Raw genomic sequence first — 18,001 nt, forward strand, 5'->3', positions numbered from 1 at the left:
CCGCATCGAACCTGCGCCACGTCGCCGACCCGCGCTGCTCCGCTACCGTTCGTCGAGACGAAGAGGTCGATCGGATCCGCGGACAACGCGACGGCATCGAGCGATGGCGGCGATCCCTGCAGAGAGGGTTGGGCCCGCAACCACTGTTCCAACGTCTCCGTCGTCATGACTCCATCGTGTCAGCGCATCGGCCGATGGCAGGCCGTCCGCGGCGAGCGACGAACCCGACAGAACACGATGTTTCGCCGGATCGCTAGGGTGGTCGGCATCCAGCGACCGACGTGGTTCGCGGACGCGACGAAGTCCCAGGCAGCGAGAACGCCGATCCTCGAAGGAGAGCAGTGGGATGAGACCACTTCGATATTCGATCAATGTCACGCTCGACGGTTGCTGCCATCACGAGGCAGGACTCCCGCCGGACGAGGAGTCGATGCGCTACTGGACCGCCGAGATGGCACGAGCCGATGCCCTCCTGTTCGGCCGGGTGACATACGAGATGATGGAGTCCGCATGGCGCAGGCCGGCCGGGGGCACGTGGCCCGACTGGATGGATGAGTGGGAGATCCCGTTCGCCGACACCATCGACCGGGCGAAGAAGCACGTCGTGTCGAGCACGCTCAGCGGGGTCGATTGGAATGCCGAACTGGTGCGCGGCGACCTGGGTCCGGCGGTTGAGCGTCTCAAACAGGAGCCGGGCGAGGGCCTGTGGGTGGGCGGAGTGACGCTCCCCCTGGCGCTGGCAGATCTGGGACTGATCGACGAGTACGAGTTCCTCGTGCAGCCCGTCCTCGCAGGACACGGGCCGACGTTGCTCGCGGGTCTGCGCGAGCGCATCCAGCTCGACCTCGTGGACCGCCACGAGTTCCGGTCGGGTGCGGTAGCCATGCGATACCGGCCGACCAGAAGAACGGCGTGACGTGACTGCAGGTTCCCGCACACGGTCACGGCGGTGGCGAGAGGCAGCAGCCGACCCGGAACAGGTCCTCTTCGCCCGTGCCTGAATCCAGGCCGGTGCCGCAGTGCGACGACACTCCTCTGGATGGATCCGCGTCGCGGGGTGCACGCATACGATTCAGGAATGGAGGTGCTGGGGGAGGCGGAGGCCTTCGAGTGGAAGATTCCGCGGTACGCCGACGACTTCGCGCCGACGATCGTGCCGGAACCGCATACCGGGCAACTCGTTCCTGCGAGGTACTTGCTCACGACGAAGCGAATCGACCCGGCGATCACCGCCCGCCTCTATCCTGAGCATCGCCTCTACTGGGCAGAGCATGCGCCCTTCGCGGTCGAGGCGGCGCACGACGTGTGGCATGTGCGGCCGGGGCGAGCGGTATGGGTGCCCGCGGACCAACCCCACGATGTCTTTCTGCGTCCGCATGACGTCGCGAACGTCACGGCCTTCGACGCCCGGCTCGTGCGGGTGCCGTGGGCGTCGACGACGGCGACACTGATGCCGCGTCCTCAGCGGGCGCTGCTCGAGTGGGGGCGCGACAACGGCATGGCACGCTCGAGCAGGCTGCGCCTGCAGCGCACCGTCATCGACCTGGTGCTGCCAACGTCTCGTTCTCGGCTCGACCTGCGGATTCCTCGCGATCTCCGGCTTGCACGTTTGGCGCGAAGCATCGCCGCGGATCCTCTGCGCGCCCACTCGCTGACGGAGGACGCGGCGCGCCTCGGCCTGTCCAAGCGCACGCTCACTCGTCGCTTCCGGGAGGAGACGGGCGAGTCGATCGGCCGCTGGCGGGCACTGGCGTGCATCCGCACTGCGCTTCCTCTTCTCGCCGATGACGTTCCCGTGTGGATGGTGGCGATCGAATGCGGGTACAGCACGCCTTCGGCGTTCGCAGCCGCGTTTCGTCGGGGTCTCGGCATCAGTCCGCGCGAGTTGTTCTCCCCCGCTGACGGCACCGACTCGCCTCCCGCGGGACCGCTCGTCAGGCCCTCATTCGGGTCCGCCGTCGAGTTCGCCACGTACGAGGACTGAGCGAGGGGCGAGTGGACCTCACCCCTCGCTCAGCGTGTGCGGCTCAGCGTGCGCGGCTCAGCTCGCGTCGCGGCTGCGGCGGCGCGCGATGATCGCCACCGTCGCACCGCCCACGAGCACGAGTCCGGCAGCGAGACCGATCACGGGCCGTGCGTCGACGTCGGCACCGGTCGACGCGAGGGATTTCGTTGCCGCGGCTGCGCCCGTCGCAGACGGCGTCGCGGACGCGGATGGGTGCGCGGATCCACCCGTCGAACTCGTCGGATCCGGGGTCGTCGATGTGGCGGTCGGTGTCGGGGTCGGCGTCGGCGTTGCGCTCGGCTCCTCATCGACAGCGAACAGCGCGAGTTCGCTCGCGAGCGCCGGCGTCGACTCCGGCGCGACCCGCACCTGTGACGCCTGCTCGTAGTCATACGCGAACGACAGCAGCTCGGCATCATCGAAGGGCAGGCCCATGAACTCCATCCCCACGGGCATCCCGCTGGCGGTGTAGCCGGTCGGCACGGTCACGGCGGGTGCGCCGACTCCTGAAGCCCATCCGGCGTTGCGGGCGTTGTAATACCCCTCCGACAGCGGCAGTGTCGTCGCGGGCAGGGAGTCCGTCGGGTAGATGGCGGCGACTGCGCCGTACTCGGCGAAGAGGTTCGTCCAGGCGAGGAGGGCGCTCGCGCCGCGCGTCTCGTCATTCGCGAGCGTGGTCGGGTCGAGCGGCGTCGTCGTCAGCAGCCACGCGGCATCGCCCCTGATCGACTCGATCTCGCGATCGTCGGCGAGATAGTCCGACACGGTCAGCGCGTCGGACGGCTCGGTGAGCTCGGCGAGCCCGGCGGGCCATGTCGCCTCGGCATCGACCCAGTACTCATCGAGGTACCCGGCCATGCCGTACCAGCCGCGCCCGCCGAGCGTGCTGAGTTGCTCCGAAGTGAGTTCGACATCGATCACCGTGGCGCCCTGTGCGCGAAGTTCCTCGACGGCCGCGTCGTAGATCGAGAGCACCTCGTCGCGCGCCGGGGTCAGCTCGGACGCCACGCTGCCGCCGCGGAATCGTGTCGCCGTCATATTGAGCACCGTCGCACCGTCGAGTGCCGTGTCCGACAGCGCAGCGAAGTACTCCGTCGTTCCCGCGACGGGGGCGCTCGACGTGTATGCATCGGCGGTGTCCGCGCCCGCGATCGCATCGAGCATGATCGCGGCATCCGCGACGCTGACGGTCATGGGGCCGACGGTGTCCAGCGGGCCGACCTGCGGCGTCACGCCCGCAAGGCTCACCAGTCCGTGCGTCGGTCGCACGCCGACGAGCGACTGGTGTGCGGAGGGCGTGCGGATCGACCCGTAGGTGTCCGAGCCGATGCCCGCCGCAGCGAAGCCCGCGGCGACCGCGGCCGCAGTTCCTCCCGACGAGCCGCTGGAAGTGCGGGTCTGGTCGTAGGGGTTTCGCACATCGCCACGGATGCCACTCTCGGAGTCGTCGCCGCTCCACGCGAATTCAGACAGGTTGGTCTTCGCGATGATCACCGCTCCTGCGGCTTCGAGGCGCGCGACGACCGTCGAGTCGGTGTCGGGCAGGTAGTCGGCGAACGCGATCGCGCCGTTCGTGGTCGCCATGCCCTCGAGATCGACGAGGTCCTTCACGACGATCGGCACGCCGTGCAGCGGACCTCGGATCTCTCCCGCCGCACGTTCGGCGTCTCGTTCGGCGGCGACCGCGGCAGCATCCGGGTTGAGTGCGATGACGGCGTGCAGGCCCGGTTCGTCGGCGTAGGCGTCATCGTAGGCAGCGATGCGGTCGAGGTACGCCGTCACGAGCTCGGCCGAGGTGACGGTACCGGCATCGAGCAGCTCGCCGATTTGCGCGATTGTGAGCCCCGAGAGACCGGTCGCGGCAGCGGTCGAGGCAGCGTCGGAATCACTCGTGGCAGACGCGCTCGGCGCGACGAAGGCGAAGGCGCCGAGCGCGAGACAGACTCCGGCGGTGACGGTGACGGTGCGGCGGGCGAACGCGGATGCGGATGCGGATGCGTGAGATTGATGCATGTATCGAACTCGTTCCGTTCTGGCTGTGAAATCGCTCCTGGCGGAGCCGCTCTCACGCTAAACAGGCGGTTCGGAACGTCTGTGACGCCGCTGTTACCGCGAATCGCCCGATCTGGCCGGAGCGCGACGGACGCCGACGAACGCCTTCGCGTGGGCCACGACCCGGCGTCGTCCCCGTCCCGCAGAGGAGTCGCGAGTCGTCCTTCTCGCCGGTCTCGCGATGAGTTCGGGTCGGGTGCGGGCGCCCTGCGATACCGGCCGACGCCCGGAACAGCGTGGCAGAACTACTACTGGAAGTCGCCGCCCGCGGCCATGTCGGTGAACCTGGAGAAGTGCCCCTGGAACGCCACGGTGATCGTGTCGGTCGGGCCGTTGCGGTGCTTGGCGACGATGAGGTCGGCCTCGCCGGCGCGTGGGCTGTCCTTTTCGTAGGCGGCTTCACGGTGCAGCAGCACCACCATGTCGGCGTCCTGCTCGATCGAGCCCGACTCACGCAGGTCCGACAGGGCGGGCTTCTTGTCGGCGCGCTGCTCGGCACCACGGTTCAGCTGCGACAGTGCGACGACCGGGCACTGGAGCTCTTTGGCGAGCAGCTTGAGGGCTCGTGAGAACTCCGACACCTCTTGCTGGCGCGACTCGACACGCTTGCCCGAGGTCATCAGCTGCAGGTAGTCGATGACGACCATCTTCAGCCCGACCTTCTGCTTGAGCCGGCGGCACTTCGCTCGAATCTCGACGAGCGTCATGTTGGGGCTGTCGTCGATGTACAGCGGTGCATCGTTGATGCGACCACGCGTCGCGGCGATCGTCGTCCAGTCGCGTGAGTCGAGCGAGCCCTTGCGCATCGACTGCAGCGGGATCGAGCCCTCTGCGCTCATGAGGCGCATTGCGATCTCGCTCCGCCCCATTTCGAGCGAGAAGAAGATGGTCGGCATGTCGTGCTTGATCGCGGCCGAGCGGGCGAAGTCGAGCGCGAGAGTCGACTTACCCATCGCGGGTCGGGCCGCGATGATGATCATCTGACCGGGGTGAAGGCCGTTGGTGAGCTGGTCGAGCCCCGAGAAGCCACTGGGGATGCCGGTCATCTGGCCGTCACGGCCGCGGGCCGCCTCGATCTCTTCGACCGCGGCATCCACAGCGATCGTGAGGGGCACATAGTCCTCAGCCGCTTCGGCACCCGTCACGGAGTAGATCTCGGCCTGGGCGTTGTTGACGAGGTCGAGCGCTTCGCCCTGGCCCGAGTAGCCCATCTGCACGATGCGCGTGCCGGCGTCGACGAGCCGTCGCAGCAACGCCCGCTCCGACACGATCGAGGCGTAGTAGCCGGCGTTCGCCGCGGTCGGCACGATCGACGTCAGCGTGTGCAGGTAGTCGGCACCGCCTGCGCGCTGCAACTCGCCCGTCTTGATGAGCTCGTCGGTGACGGCGACCACATCGGTCGGCTCGCCGTGCGAGTAGAGCGTGAGGATGGCCTCGAAGATCAGCTCGTGCTTCGGGATGTAGAAGTCGGCCCCGCGGAGCGTCTCGATGACGTCGGCGACGGCATCCTTCGACAGGAGCATGCCGCCGAGGGCGCTCTGCTCGGCCAGCAGGTCATGCGGGGGAGTGCGTTCGAACTCACGGGGACCCCCCATGCGTTCTTCGGAGATGTCGGCAATCGACATACGCGGCACGCCCTCCACATCTCTCGGTTCAGTTTCATCGTCCGCGCTCTCGCAGCGGATCGGGACCGGCTCGCCGACGCGTGCACGATCGGAACGCGGGGCGCCTCGGCATCCCGCGTGTTGACGCACCTTCTGGTGCGATCCGACCGCCGCCCCGCCATGCCGAAGAGGCATGGCGCGCGTGGTCGTGTGAGCCGAACCCAACGCTAAGGATGCCCTCCGACAGTCGCAACAGTGCTTGTGGATAACTCTGTGGACAGAGTGCGAGAAACGCCGACGTACCTGTGAACAACCACTGTGGACAACTATGGCCTTTGCCTCCGCCACCGGTGGGAAACAACGCTTCTACCTGGGGTTTGTTGTTCCACACCCTGTGGAGAGAGATGTGGTTGAAGTCAGGCTTGAAGGTTTCGTGTGCTTGGGGGTACCTGTGCACAATTCTGACGCTCTCTGCGCGGGTTCTGACGCCCCTGCCGACCGGGTCGCGACCCCTCTGGACACGTCCTCGGCCGAGGCGGTAGCCTCTGAGACCCAGGCACCCTCACGCTCATTCCGCTCGGAATGTGTGGGCTCTGTTCGTCGTGGAGGTGAATGTGGAGACCGCAACGTCGCAGCTGCCGAGGATCATGCGGCTGGCCCTGATCGGGGTCGCGACCGCGTTCGCCTGGATCGTCCTCGTCATGCTGTTCGGCCTCGGCGCCGGCAACGCTCACGCAGACGACGCCGACGAAAAGGGGCTGCTGGGAGCCGCCGCCACGCTCGTCGACCGCACGGCTTCAGCCGTCACGGGCGCCGTGACCAGCACAGCCACGACGGTCACCACCGGGGTTGCCGACGTGGTCGACTCGGTCGTCACCGTCGCCCCCGAGCCGGTTCAGGCGCCTGTCCGTGAAGTCGTGCAGACGACCTCGACCGCCGTCAGCGCGGTCACCGCGCCGGTCGCCGAAGTCGCCTCGAGCGGAATCGTAGGAGCCGTCACTGCCCCGGTCGTGGACCTCGCGACCCAGATGCCCGTGGTCGGCGGAGTGGTGTCCGCCGTAGGCCTCGACGACGCAGTCGACGATCTCGCCGGTACCGTCGATGAGACGCTCGGCGCGGTGGCCGGGGTCGTCGACGACGCCGGCTCGAGTATCGGCCGGCCCCCCGTCGCCGAGGGTCCCCGCCTTCCCGGCGCTCCGGTGCTGCCCGCGATTCCGGGCCCGTGGGACGAAACCGGCACCGCCGTCACGGCCGCCGCGGCCCTGTCGACGAACATTCCCGGTCTCGCAGCCGATGCCCTGGCCGGTTGGACAGCGGCATCCCTCCGTTTCGCTGCGCTCGCTCCGTACTCTGCCGCCCTGAAGGCGATCACTGCTTCTGCCGATGCCTTCGCTCCCGCAGCGGCGGGCGGCGCCTTCGGTTCTGCGGGGGGACTCTGTCTTCCCACGTCGTCTACCGGATCCGCTGGTGCGGGTCCCGGCGCCTGGGCGCTCGTCGCCCTCGATCCACTTGCTGCACACCGTGCCTGGGTGCACCGAGCGGGACCCGAGGACGAGCACGCGCCGGCGGCGCCTGTCGGCCCCACCGACGTCTCCCCCGACTGATCGGATCTCCCCCGCCCGCTCATCACACGAGCACCGGGCGGCATCGCATCAGCGCGCATTCCCGCGCTGAGCAGCGCTTCTCGCGCTGCGATCCGATCAACTCTTCAAGGAGAACACCATGCGTACCTTCTACAAGCGCGCCCTGCTGGGCACGCTCCTCGCCGGCGGCATCACGCTGCTCGGTGCGACGGTCGCCACCGCGGCCGAGACGACGGGTGAGGACGGACTGCTCTCGGGCAACCAGGCCGTCATCGACGTCGACCTTCCCATCTCGATCACCGGCACGTCGCTCTCGGTGCTCGGCGACTCGTCGAGCCAGCAGTCCTCGGCGCCCACTTCGGCACCCGCTCCTGCCGCGGCACCAGCCGCGGCGTCGACCAGCGGGGCCGACGGCGTCGGGTCGGGAACCCAGGCCCTGGTCTCGGTCGACATCCCCATCACCGTGGCGGGCAATGCGGTCTCGGTGCTCGGCGACAGTTCGTCGACGGATGCCTCCAGCGTCCCGCCAGCGCCACCCAGCGCTTCCGCGGCCACAGCCGAGACGTCCGGTTCAGACGGGGTGCTCGCGGGCACGCAGGGGATGGCTTCGGTCACCGCTCCGGTGACGATCGTCGGCAATGCGGTCTCGGTCATCGGCGACAGCTCGAGCGAGGGCTCGACCGCCGCACCCTCCGCCGGTGGCGGAACGGACGCCGGCACCGGGACCGACGCCTGGACCGACGGTGAGGACTCGCTCCTCGGGGGCACGCAGGTCGTCGCCCCGATCACCGCACCCATCACCGCGACCGGCAACGCCGTCTCCGTCATCGGCGACAGCACGACCACGGATGCCGCGACCGCGACGCCAGCGGCGGGCTCGGCGAACGGCGCCCACGGCACAACCGACGGCACGGACGCGATCCTCGGCGGCACCCAGGTGCTCGCCCCGATCACCGCACCCATCACCGCGACCGGCAACGCCATCTCCGTCATCGGCGACAGCAGCTCGACAGCCGCGACTGCGTCTCCGGCTACTGGCTCGGCTGGAGGGGTCGGCACCACCGGTGGACTCGGCTCGCTGCTCGGCGGGACTCAGATCCTGGCACCGATCGTGCTGCCGATCACGGTCGGGGGCAACGCGGTGTCGGTGATCGGGGACAGCACCACGCAGGGTCCGGTCCCTACGGACCCGACCGATCCGACCGATCCCACCGATCCCACCGATCCGACCGATCCCACCGATCCGACCGATCCCACCGATCCGACGGATCCCACCGGCCCCACTGACCCGGCCAACCCCGGTGACAACGGGTCAACCGGGAGCGACGGGATCACAGGCTCGGCGGCCACGGCCGGTGCCGCCACCGAGCTCGCCACGACAGGAGGAACGGGCGCGCTGGCCGCGCTGCTGATGGGAGTAGCACTCCTGGCAGCCGGCGCCATCGCGCGTGTGTCGCGGCGACGCTCCGCGTGAGCCGTCGGGGCGAGAGGGTCGCACCAGCGACCCTCTCGCCCCGTCACCTGGCTCGTGCCGCTCCGCCTTTTGCCTGGACCGGATCGACACGCAGAAACGACGGATGCCGCGGACCCGAAGGTCCGCGGCATCCGTATTCGCTGCCTTACTTGGCGGCGACCACCTGCAGGGTGATCACGGCGGTGAGGTCGTCGCGGAGGCGAACGGTCGCCTCGTGCTCGCCCACCGACTTGATCGGGGAGGTGATCTGGATCTTGCGCTTGTCGAGGTCACCGAGACCCGCGGCCTTGACCGCGTCGGCGACATCGCCCGTCTTCACGGAACCGAAGAGACGACCCTCGGCTCCGGCCTTGACGGCGAGCTTGACCTTGTTGGACTCCAGAGCGTCCTTGAGGGCGACTGCCTCTTCGTGGACGTGGATCGCGCGGGCGTCACGGGCGGCGCGAATCGACGCCACCTGCTTCTCGCCACCGCGGGTCCACGCAACTGCGAACCCCTGGGGGATGAGGTAGTTGCGGGCGAACCCGCTCTTGACCTCGACCACGTCACCGGCGCTACCGAGCCCGGAGACCTCGTTCGTGAGAATGAGCTTTGCCATGAGGGTGCTCCTTAGCGGCCAGCGCCGGCGTAGGGCAGGAGAGCCATTTCGCGCGCGTTCTTGATCGCCTTGGCGATCAGACGCTGCTCCTGCACCGAGACACCAGTGATACGACGGGCGCGGATCTTGCCACGCTCCGAGACGAACTTGCGAAGAGTCGCGACGTCCTTGTAGTCGATGAGACCGACACGGATCGCCTTCGCGGGGGCCGCGTTCTTCGCGCCCTTCCGCGGCTTCCGGCGATCGCCGGTTGCCTTTCCAGCCATGGTGTTTCCTTACGTGTGATGATCGGATGCCTCATCGCGAGGCATCCGGAATCTGCTTCTGAGATCGATCAGAACGGTGTGTCGTCGCCGTAGGCGCCCGGAGCCGCCCATGCGTCGCCACCACCGGCACCGCCGGTGGTGTTCGGCGAGCCGGGGGTCGCCCACGGCTCTTCGGCGACCTGCGCCGGACGGGAAGACTGACCGCCGCCGAAGTTGCCTCCGCCACCGCCGGAGCCGCCCGCTGCGCGGGTGACCTGTGCGGTCGCGTATCGCAGCGAGGGGCCGATCTCGTCGACCTCGAGCTCGATCGAGACGCGGTTCTGGCCTTCGCGATCCTGGTAGCTGCGCTGCTTGAGGCGACCGGTCGCGATGACGCGGGAGCCCTTCGTCAGCGAGCCGGCCACGTGCTCGGCGAACTCGCGCCACACGGACGCGCGGAGGAACAGCGCTTCGCCGTCCTTCCACTCGTTGGTCGCGCGGTCGAGGGTGCGCGGCGTCGACGCGATGGTGAAGTTCGCGACGGGGAGACCGTTCTGCGTGTAACGCAGCTCGGGGTCAGCCGTGAGGTTGCCCACCACGGTGATGATCGTCTCGCCGGCCATGTCCCTTACGCCTTCGCAGCCTTGGCGCTCTTGCGGGCGGCGCGCTCGTCGGCACGCTGCTTCTCGGACGCGATCATCGCGATCGCTTCCTCGGCACGCAGGACCTTGGTGCGCATGATCTGCTCGCTCAGGTTGAGCTGGCGATCGAGCTCCTGCGTGGTCTCAGCGGTTGCCGTGAAGTTGACGACGGCGTAGATGCCTTCGGTCTTCTTCTGGATCTCGTAAGCGAGACGGCGCTTGCCCCAGATGTCGACGTTGTCGATCGAGCCACCATCGTTGGTGATGACCTTCAGGAACTTGTCGAGGTTCGGGGCGACAAGGCGCTCGTCGATCTCGGGGCTCAGGATAACCATGAGTTCGTACTGGTGCGTCACTAACCCACCTCCTTCGGACTAGAACGGCTGACGGGCATTTCCCGGCAGCAGGAGGGTGTGGTGCATGTCATCCGACTGCTCGCGCACAGGGGCGCATGTGGACAACCCTCCTATGGTACCGGATGCCGCCGCAGGGGCCGAATCGGTCCCGCAACCGCTCATTTCCCGGCGACCACCGGGGATTCGATCAGCGACCCGAGCACCCGATCGAGGCCGTCCATGCCTCGGGCCGACGACAGCTCTGCGGCGAGCGCACGTGCCCGCTCACGGAAGGACGGCGCATCCAGCACCCGTCCGACGGACCGTGCGATCTGCTCCGCCGTGGGCCGATTCGTCTTGAGGTTCAGTCCGGCGCCCGACCACCCGATACGGGCGCACACCTCGACCTTGTCTTCGGTCTGTCCCGCCGCGACCAGGGGCACACCGTGACCCAGCGCCTGCTGCACCCCGCCGTACCCGCCATTGGTCACCATCACGTCGACGAGCGGAAGCAGCCGGTCGTAGGGAAGGTACTCGGCGACGCGCACATTGTCGGGCAGCTGCGCCGGCAGCGCATCGCGTGATCTGCCGCCGGTCGAGACGACGACGAGCACATCGGATGCCGCGAGCCCGGCGATCGTGGGAAGCACGAGCTGGTCGAAGTCGGTGTTGGCGATCGTGCCCTGAGTGACGTGCACGACCGGACGTGATCCGTCGAGTTGCGCCCACCACTCGGGCACCGCGAGGTCCGAGCCCGGTGCGGCGAGCGGGCCGGCGAAGTGCACCGTCGCAGGCAGATCGGATCGCGGGTACTCGAAGCCTTCGACGGTGAACTGGACGAGGGCGTCGGCTCGGCTCGGCCAGTCGAGCACGAAGCCGCCCAGGGGGACACCCGTCTCACGGAGGCTCATCGCGTCGGCTTCCCGCTGAACGCCTCCGAAGACGGCTTTCTCTGCGATGACCGTCAGTGCGGCGTTGCGCACCCGCCCGATCCATCCCGGCAGCGGCGTCACACCCAGACCGAACGGCGCGGCATCACGGCTCTTCGCGCCGAGCGGGAAGATGCCCAGGGCCACGACGGGCGGACGATCCTCTCTCGGCAGGCGCTGCAGGAGCGCAGCGCCGAGGAAGAGCGGCTCGGTGAGCACGGCGTCCACCTCACCGACTGCGAGTTCGGCGCGGACGGCGGCGAGCTGAGCTGGCGCCGGTCGCACGAACAGATTGCCGATGTCGAAGCGCAGCGCCGCGGGCCCGGTCAGTCCGACGCGTTCCGGAAAGGCGGCGTCTGCGTCGTCGAGATCGACGTCCGCGTCGTCGGGCAGCGCAAGGAATTGGGCGCCGGATGCGCGGACGCGATCGGCGTAGCGCGTGCTGGTCAGAAAGCGCACGGTGTCACCCCGCGATACCAGGTGGCGGGCGATCTGGAGCAGCGGCATGACATGGCCGTGCGCCGGGGTGCAGGTGATGAGGTAGCTCGACATGAGGAGTTCTTTCGATAGGATTTGATGTACTGCTGGAGTATTCATCACCTAGAGAGGCAAGTCAATCATCGCTGATACATCGGATGTGGCCGACGGTCCGCGCGCGTACCGGTCGGAACTGCGCACCATGCAGGCGCAGCAGACGCGTCGGCGGATCGTGGAGGCATCCGCTCGGCTCTTCTCTGCTCTCGGGTATCAGGCCACGACGCTCGCCGCGATCGCCCGCGAGGCCGGAGTCTCGGCGGAGACGGTCAAGACGACGGCGCCGAAGGCCGAACTGCTGCTGTCGGCGTTCGAGGTGACGTTCTCGGGCTCGGAGGCCAAAGAGTCCCTCACCGACACCGAGGTGGGAGCGGGGGTGCTCGAGCTACCCGACGACGTGTTCTTGGACGCCGTGATCGGTCAGATCACTCTCGCGAACGCCCGCGGACACGCACTGTGGACCGTCGTGCTCGGCGCGGCGGCATCCGATCCCGTCGTCGACACCGCCTTGCAGACGATCCTCGCCCGGCGTGCCGCCGACTACCGCCGTCTCGTCGAGGAGCTCGTGGCCCGCGGCTACGCCGGGCAGGGGACCGATCTCGACTCGACGGGTGCCGCGCTGTCATTCCTGCTCTCGCCCGAGAGCTACCAGCAGCTCGTCGCGCAGTCGGGCTGGACACCCGAGCGGTACACCGCCTGGGTGCGCGCTGCCGTACTCACCGAACTTCAGCCCTGACGGCCTGCTGATCAGGTCAGCCGCATGAGGTCGCGGACGTTCTGCTCCACCGAACCCGCCGGCAGATGGTGACGACGCTCGATGAAGGCGGCGTAGGAGGCGAACGACTGCGGCAGCGGAGCGTGCTTCTTGGGACTGAAGCGCCCGCAGATCTTCATCAGCGTGACCTCGTCGACCTTGCGCTGTCTGCCTACCCGCCCGATCCCGTTGCCGGTGCGTCCCTTCTCATAGCCGGCGCCGTGCGATGTGTTCACGGGCGCCGGCAGGAGCATCATCCGAATCCACGGGAGCTGCAGCCGGCGGGCGCGCGCTCGGTTGAAGACGTGATCGACATGCCATGAGCGGGGGATGGAGGTGCCCGTCCAGCCATGATGCTGCTGGAGGAATCGCAGGTAGTGGGCACGATAGCGATCGTTGTCGACGTGGCACCAGAGGAACGTCGACCCGAGTGACGGACAATGCTGCACCATGGCCCTACGCGCAGTGCGCGCCGTCAATGGGCGCACCGTGACGGGGTGACGGGAACGCAGAACGCTCGGTGTCGCCCTCAGATCCTCGAGGTCGCTGAGAGCAACGTAGGGCTGAACCGCAGTGAGACCGCCTTCGACGAGAAGAGCCGCACGTTCCGCTCGGTGGACGCGGTGAAGAAGCGGCACGCTCATGGAGCCGACTCTAGCGACGCGTCACCCGCCGCCCCCGTAAGGACCCGATCGACATAGGCTTGCGAGCGTGCAGATTCTGAGGACCGCGACGCCCGTCGGGCGTGAGGGGGTCATCGGCGCCACCCGCGCCGAGCGGAGGTAGCCGCGCGTGTCGCCGGCCTGAAGTCACGAGCGACGCAGCCGACTCTCCGCGGACCGCCGGTTCGCGGCATCCTCCATCGCCGCCTCGGCGATTCCACGTGAAGCAGGAACCATGCACGCCATCACCGAGAAGGACCTTCGCGCGTCCTTCGTCAACGTCTCGCTGCGCGAGCGCAGCGCCATCTCTCTGCCCGACCTCGCCGCTGCCGACTGGGACCGCCTCGACTACCTCGGGTGGCGCGATCCCAAGCAGCCGCTGGCCGGCTTCATCGTCGTTCCCGTCGACGGCGCCCCGGTCGGCATTCTGCTCCGCCAGACCGAACAGCGCGTCCGCGCGCGGGCGCAGTGCGCGTGGTGCGAAGACGTGACGCTTCCGAACGATGTCGTGTTCTTCAGCGCGAGGCGCGCCGGCCAGGCCGGACGCAACGGGAACACCGTCGGAACGCTCGTCTGCGAAGGCTTCGAGTGCTCGGTCAACGTGCGTCGTCCGTTGCCGCCCGCCTACCTCGGATTCGATGTGGAGGCCGCACGGCAGCGCCGGATCGAGGCGCTGCGCGCCCACGCGGAGGGTTTCGCGCGCGACCTGCGCGACAGCCGCTGATCGAGAGCGCGCGGGTCTGCCGGGTCACGCGGGCCCGAGGCCGAAGTGCTCCAGCTCGGCGTCCGTGAGCATGCGCGAGCGAATGATGAACCGCTTCCCGGTCGGCCCCTCGACACTGAACCCGGCTCCGCGGCCGGGCACGACGTCGATTGTGAGATGCGTGTACTTCCAGTACTCGAACTGCGCCTCCGAGATGAAGACCTCGATCGCGTCGTCCAACCCGGCATCGAGCGCGCCCAGGTGCACGTCCGACGGGCCGGTCAGGAACATCCCGATCGGGTAGCACATGGGTGCACTGCCGTCGCAGCAGCCGCCCGACTGGTGGAACATCAGCGGACCATGCTGCAGCGTGAGCTGTCGCAGGAGGGATGCCGCGGCATCCGTCACCGCCACGCGCTGGTGTACATCGATCAGATCCATCGCGTCTTCCTCAGTTCTCTGGAACATGTCCCGATTTCGGTCGTTAGGGGTTGCCGGAACAACCGGAACCGGAACATGAAGGGCGGAGTGTGGGACATGGAGTGACCCGGTCGGAGCGGCTGGGGGACCGCTCCGACCGGGTCGGGTGCCGCCGCGCCCGCCCCCCGGGGACGCGCGGCAGGGGGCCCTTCGACGAGCTCAGGGACCGGTTCAGAAGAAGCCCATTGCTCCTTCGGCATACGACACGAGCAGATTCTTCGTCTGCTGGTAGTGGTCGAGCATCTTGAGGTGGTTCTCGCGGCCGATGCCGGACTGCTTGTACCCGCCGAAAGCGGCGTGCGCCGGGTACTGGTGGTACGTGTTCGTCCAGACGCGACCCGCTTCGATCGCCCGGCCCGCGCGGTACGCGGTGTTCATGTCACGGCTCCAGACCCCGGCGCCGAGGCCGTAGAGCGTGTCGTTGGCGATCGAGATCGCATCGTCGAAGTCGTCGAACGACGTGACCGAGAGCACCGGCCCGAAGATCTCCTCCTGGAAGATGCGCATGTCGTTCGTGCCCTCGAAGATCGTGGGCTGCATGTAGTAGCCGTCGGTGAGATCGCCCCCGAGATCGGCACGCTCGCCGCCGACGAGCAGCTTCGCTCCGCCCTGTTTTCCGATGTCGATGTAACTCAGGATCTTCTCGAGCTGATCGTTCGACGCCTGTGCGCCGATCATGGTCTCGGGGTCGAGCGGGTTGCCCTGCTTGATCGCCTTGACACGCTGGAGGCCGTCGCCGAGGAACCGGTCGTAGATAGACCGCTGGATGAGCGCGCGCGACGGGCACGTGCAGACCTCGCCGTTGTTGAGGGCGAAGAACGAGAACCCCTCGAGCGCCTTGTCGTAAAAGGAGTCGTCGGCCCGGGCGACGTCCTCGAAGAAGACGTTCGGGCTCTTGCCTCCGAGTTCCAGCGTCACCGGGATCAGATTCTGCGACGCGTACTGCATGATCAGACGGCCCGTCGTGGTCTCACCCGTGAACGCCACCTTGCGGATCTTCTTGTGCTGCGCGAGCGGCGCGCCCGCCTCGATGCCGAAGCCGTTGACGATGTTCAGCACTCCCGGCGGGATGAGGTCGCCGATGATGTCGATCAGGAACAGGATCGATGCGGGGGTCTGCTCGGCAGGCTTCAGCACGATGCAGTTGCCGGCCGCGAGCGCCGGCGCGAGCTTCCACACCGCCATGAGGATCGGGAAGTTCCAGGGGATGATCTGGCCGACGACGCCGAGCGGCTCGTGGAAGTGGTACGCCACCGTGTCTTCGTCGAGCTGCGAGATGCCGCCCTCCTGGGCGCGCAGCACCCCGGCGAAGTAGCGGAAGTGATCGAGCGCGAGCGGGATGTCGGCGGCGAGCGTCTCACGAACGGGCTTGCCGTTCTCCCACGTCTCGGCGACGGCGATCGCCTCGAGGTTCGCCTCGATGCGATCCGCGATCTTCAGCAGCACGTTGCTGCGCTCGGTGGGGCTGGTCTTGCCCCACGTGGCGAACGCCTGCCACGCGACATCCACTGCACGATCGATGTCTTCGACGGTGCCGCGGCCGACCTCGGTGAACGGCTTGCCGTTGACCGGGCTGATGTTCTCGAAGTACTGGCCCCTGATCGGTTCGACGAACTCGCCGCCGATGTAGTGGCCGTAGCGGGGACGATAGTCGGCGATCGATCCGCGCTGCCCGGGGGCCGCATAGACGCTCGAGACGCCCTCTTCGACGATGGTCATGGTGGTCTCCTTCGACGCTTCGCGACGGTCGTCGTCGCGTTGGGTCGAAGGTAGGCCGGCATACGTTGCACAACGTTGCGTGCGCCGAGCAGACGATCGAGAGTGCACGAACGACGTTCACGCCACGACCTGGATGGCAGTTCCTGCACTCTCGACCGAGCTGGTGACGAAGAGGGTGCGTCAGGCGTCGGATTCGAGGCGCTCGATGCGGGCCACCAGGCCCGCGCGCTTGGGCGAGCGGGGGGGCAGCATCGACAGGCAGAGCCGGAGCAGGTCGGCGTCGTCGGCGGCGGCATCCGTGTCTGCGAACGCGAGCAGCACGTCGACCGACGCCTCTGCCATCAGCGCCTCTCGCAGCGCCGTGCGGACGGTGTCGCGGAACTCCTCGACGCCCGGTGCCGTGGAGTCGGGGAGCACGTCACCGCGGTACGCCGCCAATGCCACGCGATGCGCGCCGCGATCCAGGAGCGACAGCACCTGATGCGCGTCGGTCTCGACGTCGATGCCGAGCCGGTACGGCCGGGATTCGGGCACGAGTGCGGGCGCGGCACGCTCGAGCACCTTGCGCAGGCGCACCATCTCGGCGCGAAGCGTGACGGACGGGGATGCCTCGCCCTCACCGTAGACGAGCTCGCCCAGTCGTTCTGCCGAGAGCCCCTGACGATGAAGCGCCAGCATGAGCAGCAGTTCGGCGTGCCGCGGGCCCAGCTCCGAAACCGTCTCGATCCCCTCACCGGTCACCTCGAGCAGCGCCCTGTCGCGTCCGAGCACGCGCAGCGTCGCACGCGTGGGCTCGACCCGGCGCGCGGGCGTGCGCTTCACCGGGCGTGCCGGCTCGGCCCGCGCTCGAAGCCGGGCGACCAGCAGCTCGCCCTCGATCGCGCGGGCCGTGGCATCCACCAGCAGCTGCGCCTGCGGGGTGATCGCCTCGAGCCCTCCGGTCACGTCGATGACGCCGACGATGCGGCGCGTCTCGGGGTCGTGCACCGGCGCCGCCGTGCACGACCAGGGCTGCACGAGCCGGTTGAAGTGCTCGGCGCCGTGGATCTGCACCGAACGGTCCAGGGCGATCGCGGTGCCGGGAGCGGAGGTGCCCACCGCATCTTCGGACCAGTTGGCTCCCTCGACGAACCCCATGTCGCCGGTGAGCGTGCGCACGCGACGATCACCTTCGACCCACAGCAGCCGCCCCGCGGCATCGCCGACCGCAACGGCGACTCCCGACTCGGATGCGTCACCCGGCAGCAGCAGTCCCCGCACCATGTCGATCACGGCCGACAGCGGATGTGCACGGCGGTACGCCTCGAGCTCTTCGGCCGTGAGGTCCAGCGGCGGCAGCGCGTCGGCCCCGACGAAGCTGTCGAGCGAGCGCCGCCACGAGTCGCGCACGAGTGCCCGCACGTCGCGCAGCCGTGCGTCGGCGTCGTTTCCGGCGACGAGCTCCTCGTGGGCGCGCTCGATCAGCAGACGCGACGTCTCGGGAGACAGTTCACGTCGCGGCGACCAGGGTGAGGACACAGCGGCTCCGATCCGCGTCGAGGAGCGTGCCTCCAGTGTACGGGCGGGTGGTTCGCCTGAGCATGTCCCGATTTCGGTCGCTTGCGGGTCCCGGAGCGAACGACATCGTGACATGAGTCACGGAAAGCGGGACACGGAACGACCCGGGCGCGAGATGAAACGCAG

Annotated in this window: 17 protein-coding genes; 6 read left to right on the forward strand and 11 right to left on the reverse strand. The window is 68.3% G+C overall.

Going from position 1 to position 18,001, the window contains the following annotated elements:
* Positions 1 to 346 precede the first annotated feature (346 nt).
* Entirely contained in the window at positions 347 to 916 is a 570-nt protein-coding gene (locus KEC57_RS11335) for a dihydrofolate reductase family protein (RefSeq protein WP_229384725.1), read from the forward strand.
* A 162-nt stretch (positions 917 to 1,078) separates the two neighbouring features.
* A complete protein-coding gene (locus KEC57_RS11340; RefSeq protein ID WP_229384726.1) occupies positions 1,079 to 1,984 on the forward strand; it encodes a helix-turn-helix domain-containing protein in 906 nt (301 codons plus the stop codon).
* Positions 1,985 to 2,041: 57 nt separating this feature from the next.
* On the opposite strand, the gene KEC57_RS11345 is transcribed toward KEC57_RS11340, so the two are convergent.
* Both KEC57_RS11345 and dnaB read right to left on the reverse strand, forming a co-directional pair.
* Positions 2,042 to 4,018: an amidase gene (locus tag KEC57_RS11345; protein WP_229384727.1), complete on the reverse strand. Its 1,977-nt coding sequence runs from the start codon at positions 4,016 to 4,018 to the stop codon at positions 2,042 to 2,044.
* A gap of 287 nt (positions 4,019 to 4,305) precedes the next feature.
* Positions 4,306 to 5,682, reverse strand: coding sequence for a replicative DNA helicase (gene dnaB, locus KEC57_RS11350; protein WP_229384728.1), 1,377 nt, complete (start codon positions 5,680 to 5,682; stop codon positions 4,306 to 4,308).
* Between the two features lie 593 nt (positions 5,683 to 6,275).
* On the opposite strand from dnaB, the gene KEC57_RS11355 reads away from it, so the two are divergent.
* Together KEC57_RS11355 and KEC57_RS11360 are read left to right on the forward strand one after the other, a co-directional pair.
* The gene (locus KEC57_RS11355; protein ID WP_229384729.1) at positions 6,276 to 7,265 is read left to right on the forward strand and encodes a hypothetical protein; all 990 of its coding nucleotides are present in this window, start codon (positions 6,276 to 6,278) and stop codon (positions 7,263 to 7,265) included.
* A gap of 118 nt (positions 7,266 to 7,383) precedes the next feature.
* The gene (locus tag KEC57_RS11360; RefSeq protein ID WP_229384730.1) at positions 7,384 to 8,718 is read left to right on the forward strand and encodes a chaplin family protein; all 1,335 of its coding nucleotides are present in this window, start codon (positions 7,384 to 7,386) and stop codon (positions 8,716 to 8,718) included.
* A gap of 145 nt (positions 8,719 to 8,863) precedes the next feature.
* On the opposite strand, the gene rplI is transcribed toward KEC57_RS11360, so the two are convergent.
* From rplI to KEC57_RS11385, 5 genes are all read right to left on the reverse strand, one after another.
* Positions 8,864 to 9,316 carry a 50S ribosomal protein L9 gene (gene rplI / locus KEC57_RS11365; protein WP_229384731.1) on the reverse strand — a complete coding sequence of 151 codons (453 nt, stop codon included), beginning with the start codon at positions 9,314 to 9,316 and terminating at the stop codon, positions 8,864 to 8,866.
* 11 nt (positions 9,317 to 9,327) lie between these two features.
* Complete coding sequence (gene rpsR, locus KEC57_RS11370; RefSeq protein WP_229384732.1) at positions 9,328 to 9,582, reverse strand: 30S ribosomal protein S18; 255 nt, start codon at positions 9,580 to 9,582, stop codon at positions 9,328 to 9,330.
* Between the two features lie 68 nt (positions 9,583 to 9,650).
* On the reverse strand, positions 9,651 to 10,184 hold the full coding sequence (locus KEC57_RS11375) for a single-stranded DNA-binding protein (protein ID WP_229384733.1): 534 nt from the start codon (positions 10,182 to 10,184) through the stop codon (positions 9,651 to 9,653).
* A gap of 5 nt (positions 10,185 to 10,189) precedes the next feature.
* On the reverse strand, positions 10,190 to 10,558 hold the full coding sequence (rpsF, locus tag KEC57_RS11380) for a 30S ribosomal protein S6 (protein WP_229384734.1): 369 nt from the start codon (positions 10,556 to 10,558) through the stop codon (positions 10,190 to 10,192).
* 158 nt (positions 10,559 to 10,716) lie between these two features.
* Entirely contained in the window at positions 10,717 to 12,018 is a 1,302-nt protein-coding gene (locus KEC57_RS11385) for a glycosyltransferase (RefSeq protein WP_229384735.1), read from the reverse strand.
* Between the two features lie 85 nt (positions 12,019 to 12,103).
* Here KEC57_RS11385 and KEC57_RS11390 point away from each other — a divergent pair, with 85 nt between their 5' ends.
* A complete protein-coding gene (locus KEC57_RS11390; RefSeq protein WP_229384736.1) occupies positions 12,104 to 12,736 on the forward strand; it encodes a TetR/AcrR family transcriptional regulator in 633 nt (210 codons plus the stop codon).
* A gap of 11 nt (positions 12,737 to 12,747) precedes the next feature.
* Here KEC57_RS11390 and KEC57_RS11395 read toward each other — a convergent pair whose 3' ends face one another.
* Positions 12,748 to 13,398: a hypothetical protein gene (locus KEC57_RS11395; RefSeq protein ID WP_229384737.1), complete on the reverse strand. Its 651-nt coding sequence runs from the start codon at positions 13,396 to 13,398 to the stop codon at positions 12,748 to 12,750.
* Positions 13,399 to 13,651: 253 nt separating this feature from the next.
* Here KEC57_RS11395 and KEC57_RS11400 point away from each other — a divergent pair, with 253 nt between their 5' ends.
* Positions 13,652 to 14,140 carry an FBP domain-containing protein gene (locus KEC57_RS11400; RefSeq protein WP_229384738.1) on the forward strand — a complete coding sequence of 163 codons (489 nt, stop codon included), beginning with the start codon at positions 13,652 to 13,654 and terminating at the stop codon, positions 14,138 to 14,140.
* Between the two features lie 24 nt (positions 14,141 to 14,164).
* Here the strand turns inward: KEC57_RS11400 and KEC57_RS11405 are convergent, their stop codons facing one another.
* The 3 genes from KEC57_RS11405 to KEC57_RS11415 all read right to left on the reverse strand — a co-directional run bounded on the left by KEC57_RS11405 (position 14,165) and on the right by KEC57_RS11415 (position 17,836).
* Entirely contained in the window at positions 14,165 to 14,560 is a 396-nt protein-coding gene (locus KEC57_RS11405) for a DUF779 domain-containing protein (RefSeq protein WP_229384739.1), read from the reverse strand.
* A gap of 210 nt (positions 14,561 to 14,770) precedes the next feature.
* Positions 14,771 to 16,318, reverse strand: a complete 1,548-nt coding sequence (exaC, locus tag KEC57_RS11410) for an acetaldehyde dehydrogenase ExaC (RefSeq protein ID WP_229384740.1) — start codon at positions 16,316 to 16,318, stop codon at positions 14,771 to 14,773.
* Positions 16,319 to 16,498: 180 nt separating this feature from the next.
* Positions 16,499 to 17,836 (reverse strand): helix-turn-helix domain-containing protein, encoded by a 1,338-nt coding sequence (locus tag KEC57_RS11415; RefSeq protein ID WP_229384741.1) that lies wholly within the window; start codon positions 17,834 to 17,836, stop codon positions 16,499 to 16,501.
* Positions 17,837 to 18,001: the final 165 nt, after the last annotated feature.

Source organism: Microbacterium allomyrinae (assembly GCF_020682705.1).
GTDB lineage: Bacteria > Actinomycetota > Actinomycetes > Actinomycetales > Microbacteriaceae > Microbacterium > Microbacterium allomyrinae.

Coding starts and splice junctions, on each gene's coding strand:
- KEC57_RS11335 (WP_229384725.1), top strand. CDS start 347: ATGAGACCACTTCGATATTCGATCAATGTCACGCTCGACGGTTGCTGC.
- KEC57_RS11340 (WP_229384726.1), top strand. CDS start 1,079: ATGGAGGTGCTGGGGGAGGCGGAGGCCTTCGAGTGGAAGATTCCGCGG.
- KEC57_RS11345 (WP_229384727.1), bottom strand. CDS start 4,018: ATGCATCAATCTCACGCATCCGCATCCGCATCCGCGTTCGCCCGCCGC.
- dnaB (WP_229384728.1), bottom strand. CDS start 5,682: ATGTCGATTGCCGACATCTCCGAAGAACGCATGGGGGGTCCCCGTGAG.
- KEC57_RS11360 (WP_229384730.1), top strand. CDS start 7,384: ATGCGTACCTTCTACAAGCGCGCCCTGCTGGGCACGCTCCTCGCCGGC.
- rplI (WP_229384731.1), bottom strand. CDS start 9,316: ATGGCAAAGCTCATTCTCACGAACGAGGTCTCCGGGCTCGGTAGCGCC.
- rpsR (WP_229384732.1), bottom strand. CDS start 9,582: ATGGCTGGAAAGGCAACCGGCGATCGCCGGAAGCCGCGGAAGGGCGCG.
- KEC57_RS11375 (WP_229384733.1), bottom strand. CDS start 10,184: ATGGCCGGCGAGACGATCATCACCGTGGTGGGCAACCTCACGGCTGAC.
- KEC57_RS11385 (WP_229384735.1), bottom strand. CDS start 12,018: ATGTCGAGCTACCTCATCACCTGCACCCCGGCGCACGGCCATGTCATG.
- KEC57_RS11395 (WP_229384737.1), bottom strand. CDS start 13,398: ATGAGCGTGCCGCTTCTTCACCGCGTCCACCGAGCGGAACGTGCGGCT.
- KEC57_RS11400 (WP_229384738.1), top strand. CDS start 13,652: ATGCACGCCATCACCGAGAAGGACCTTCGCGCGTCCTTCGTCAACGTC.
- KEC57_RS11405 (WP_229384739.1), bottom strand. CDS start 14,560: ATGGATCTGATCGATGTACACCAGCGCGTGGCGGTGACGGATGCCGCG.
- exaC (WP_229384740.1), bottom strand. CDS start 16,318: ATGACCATCGTCGAAGAGGGCGTCTCGAGCGTCTATGCGGCCCCCGGG.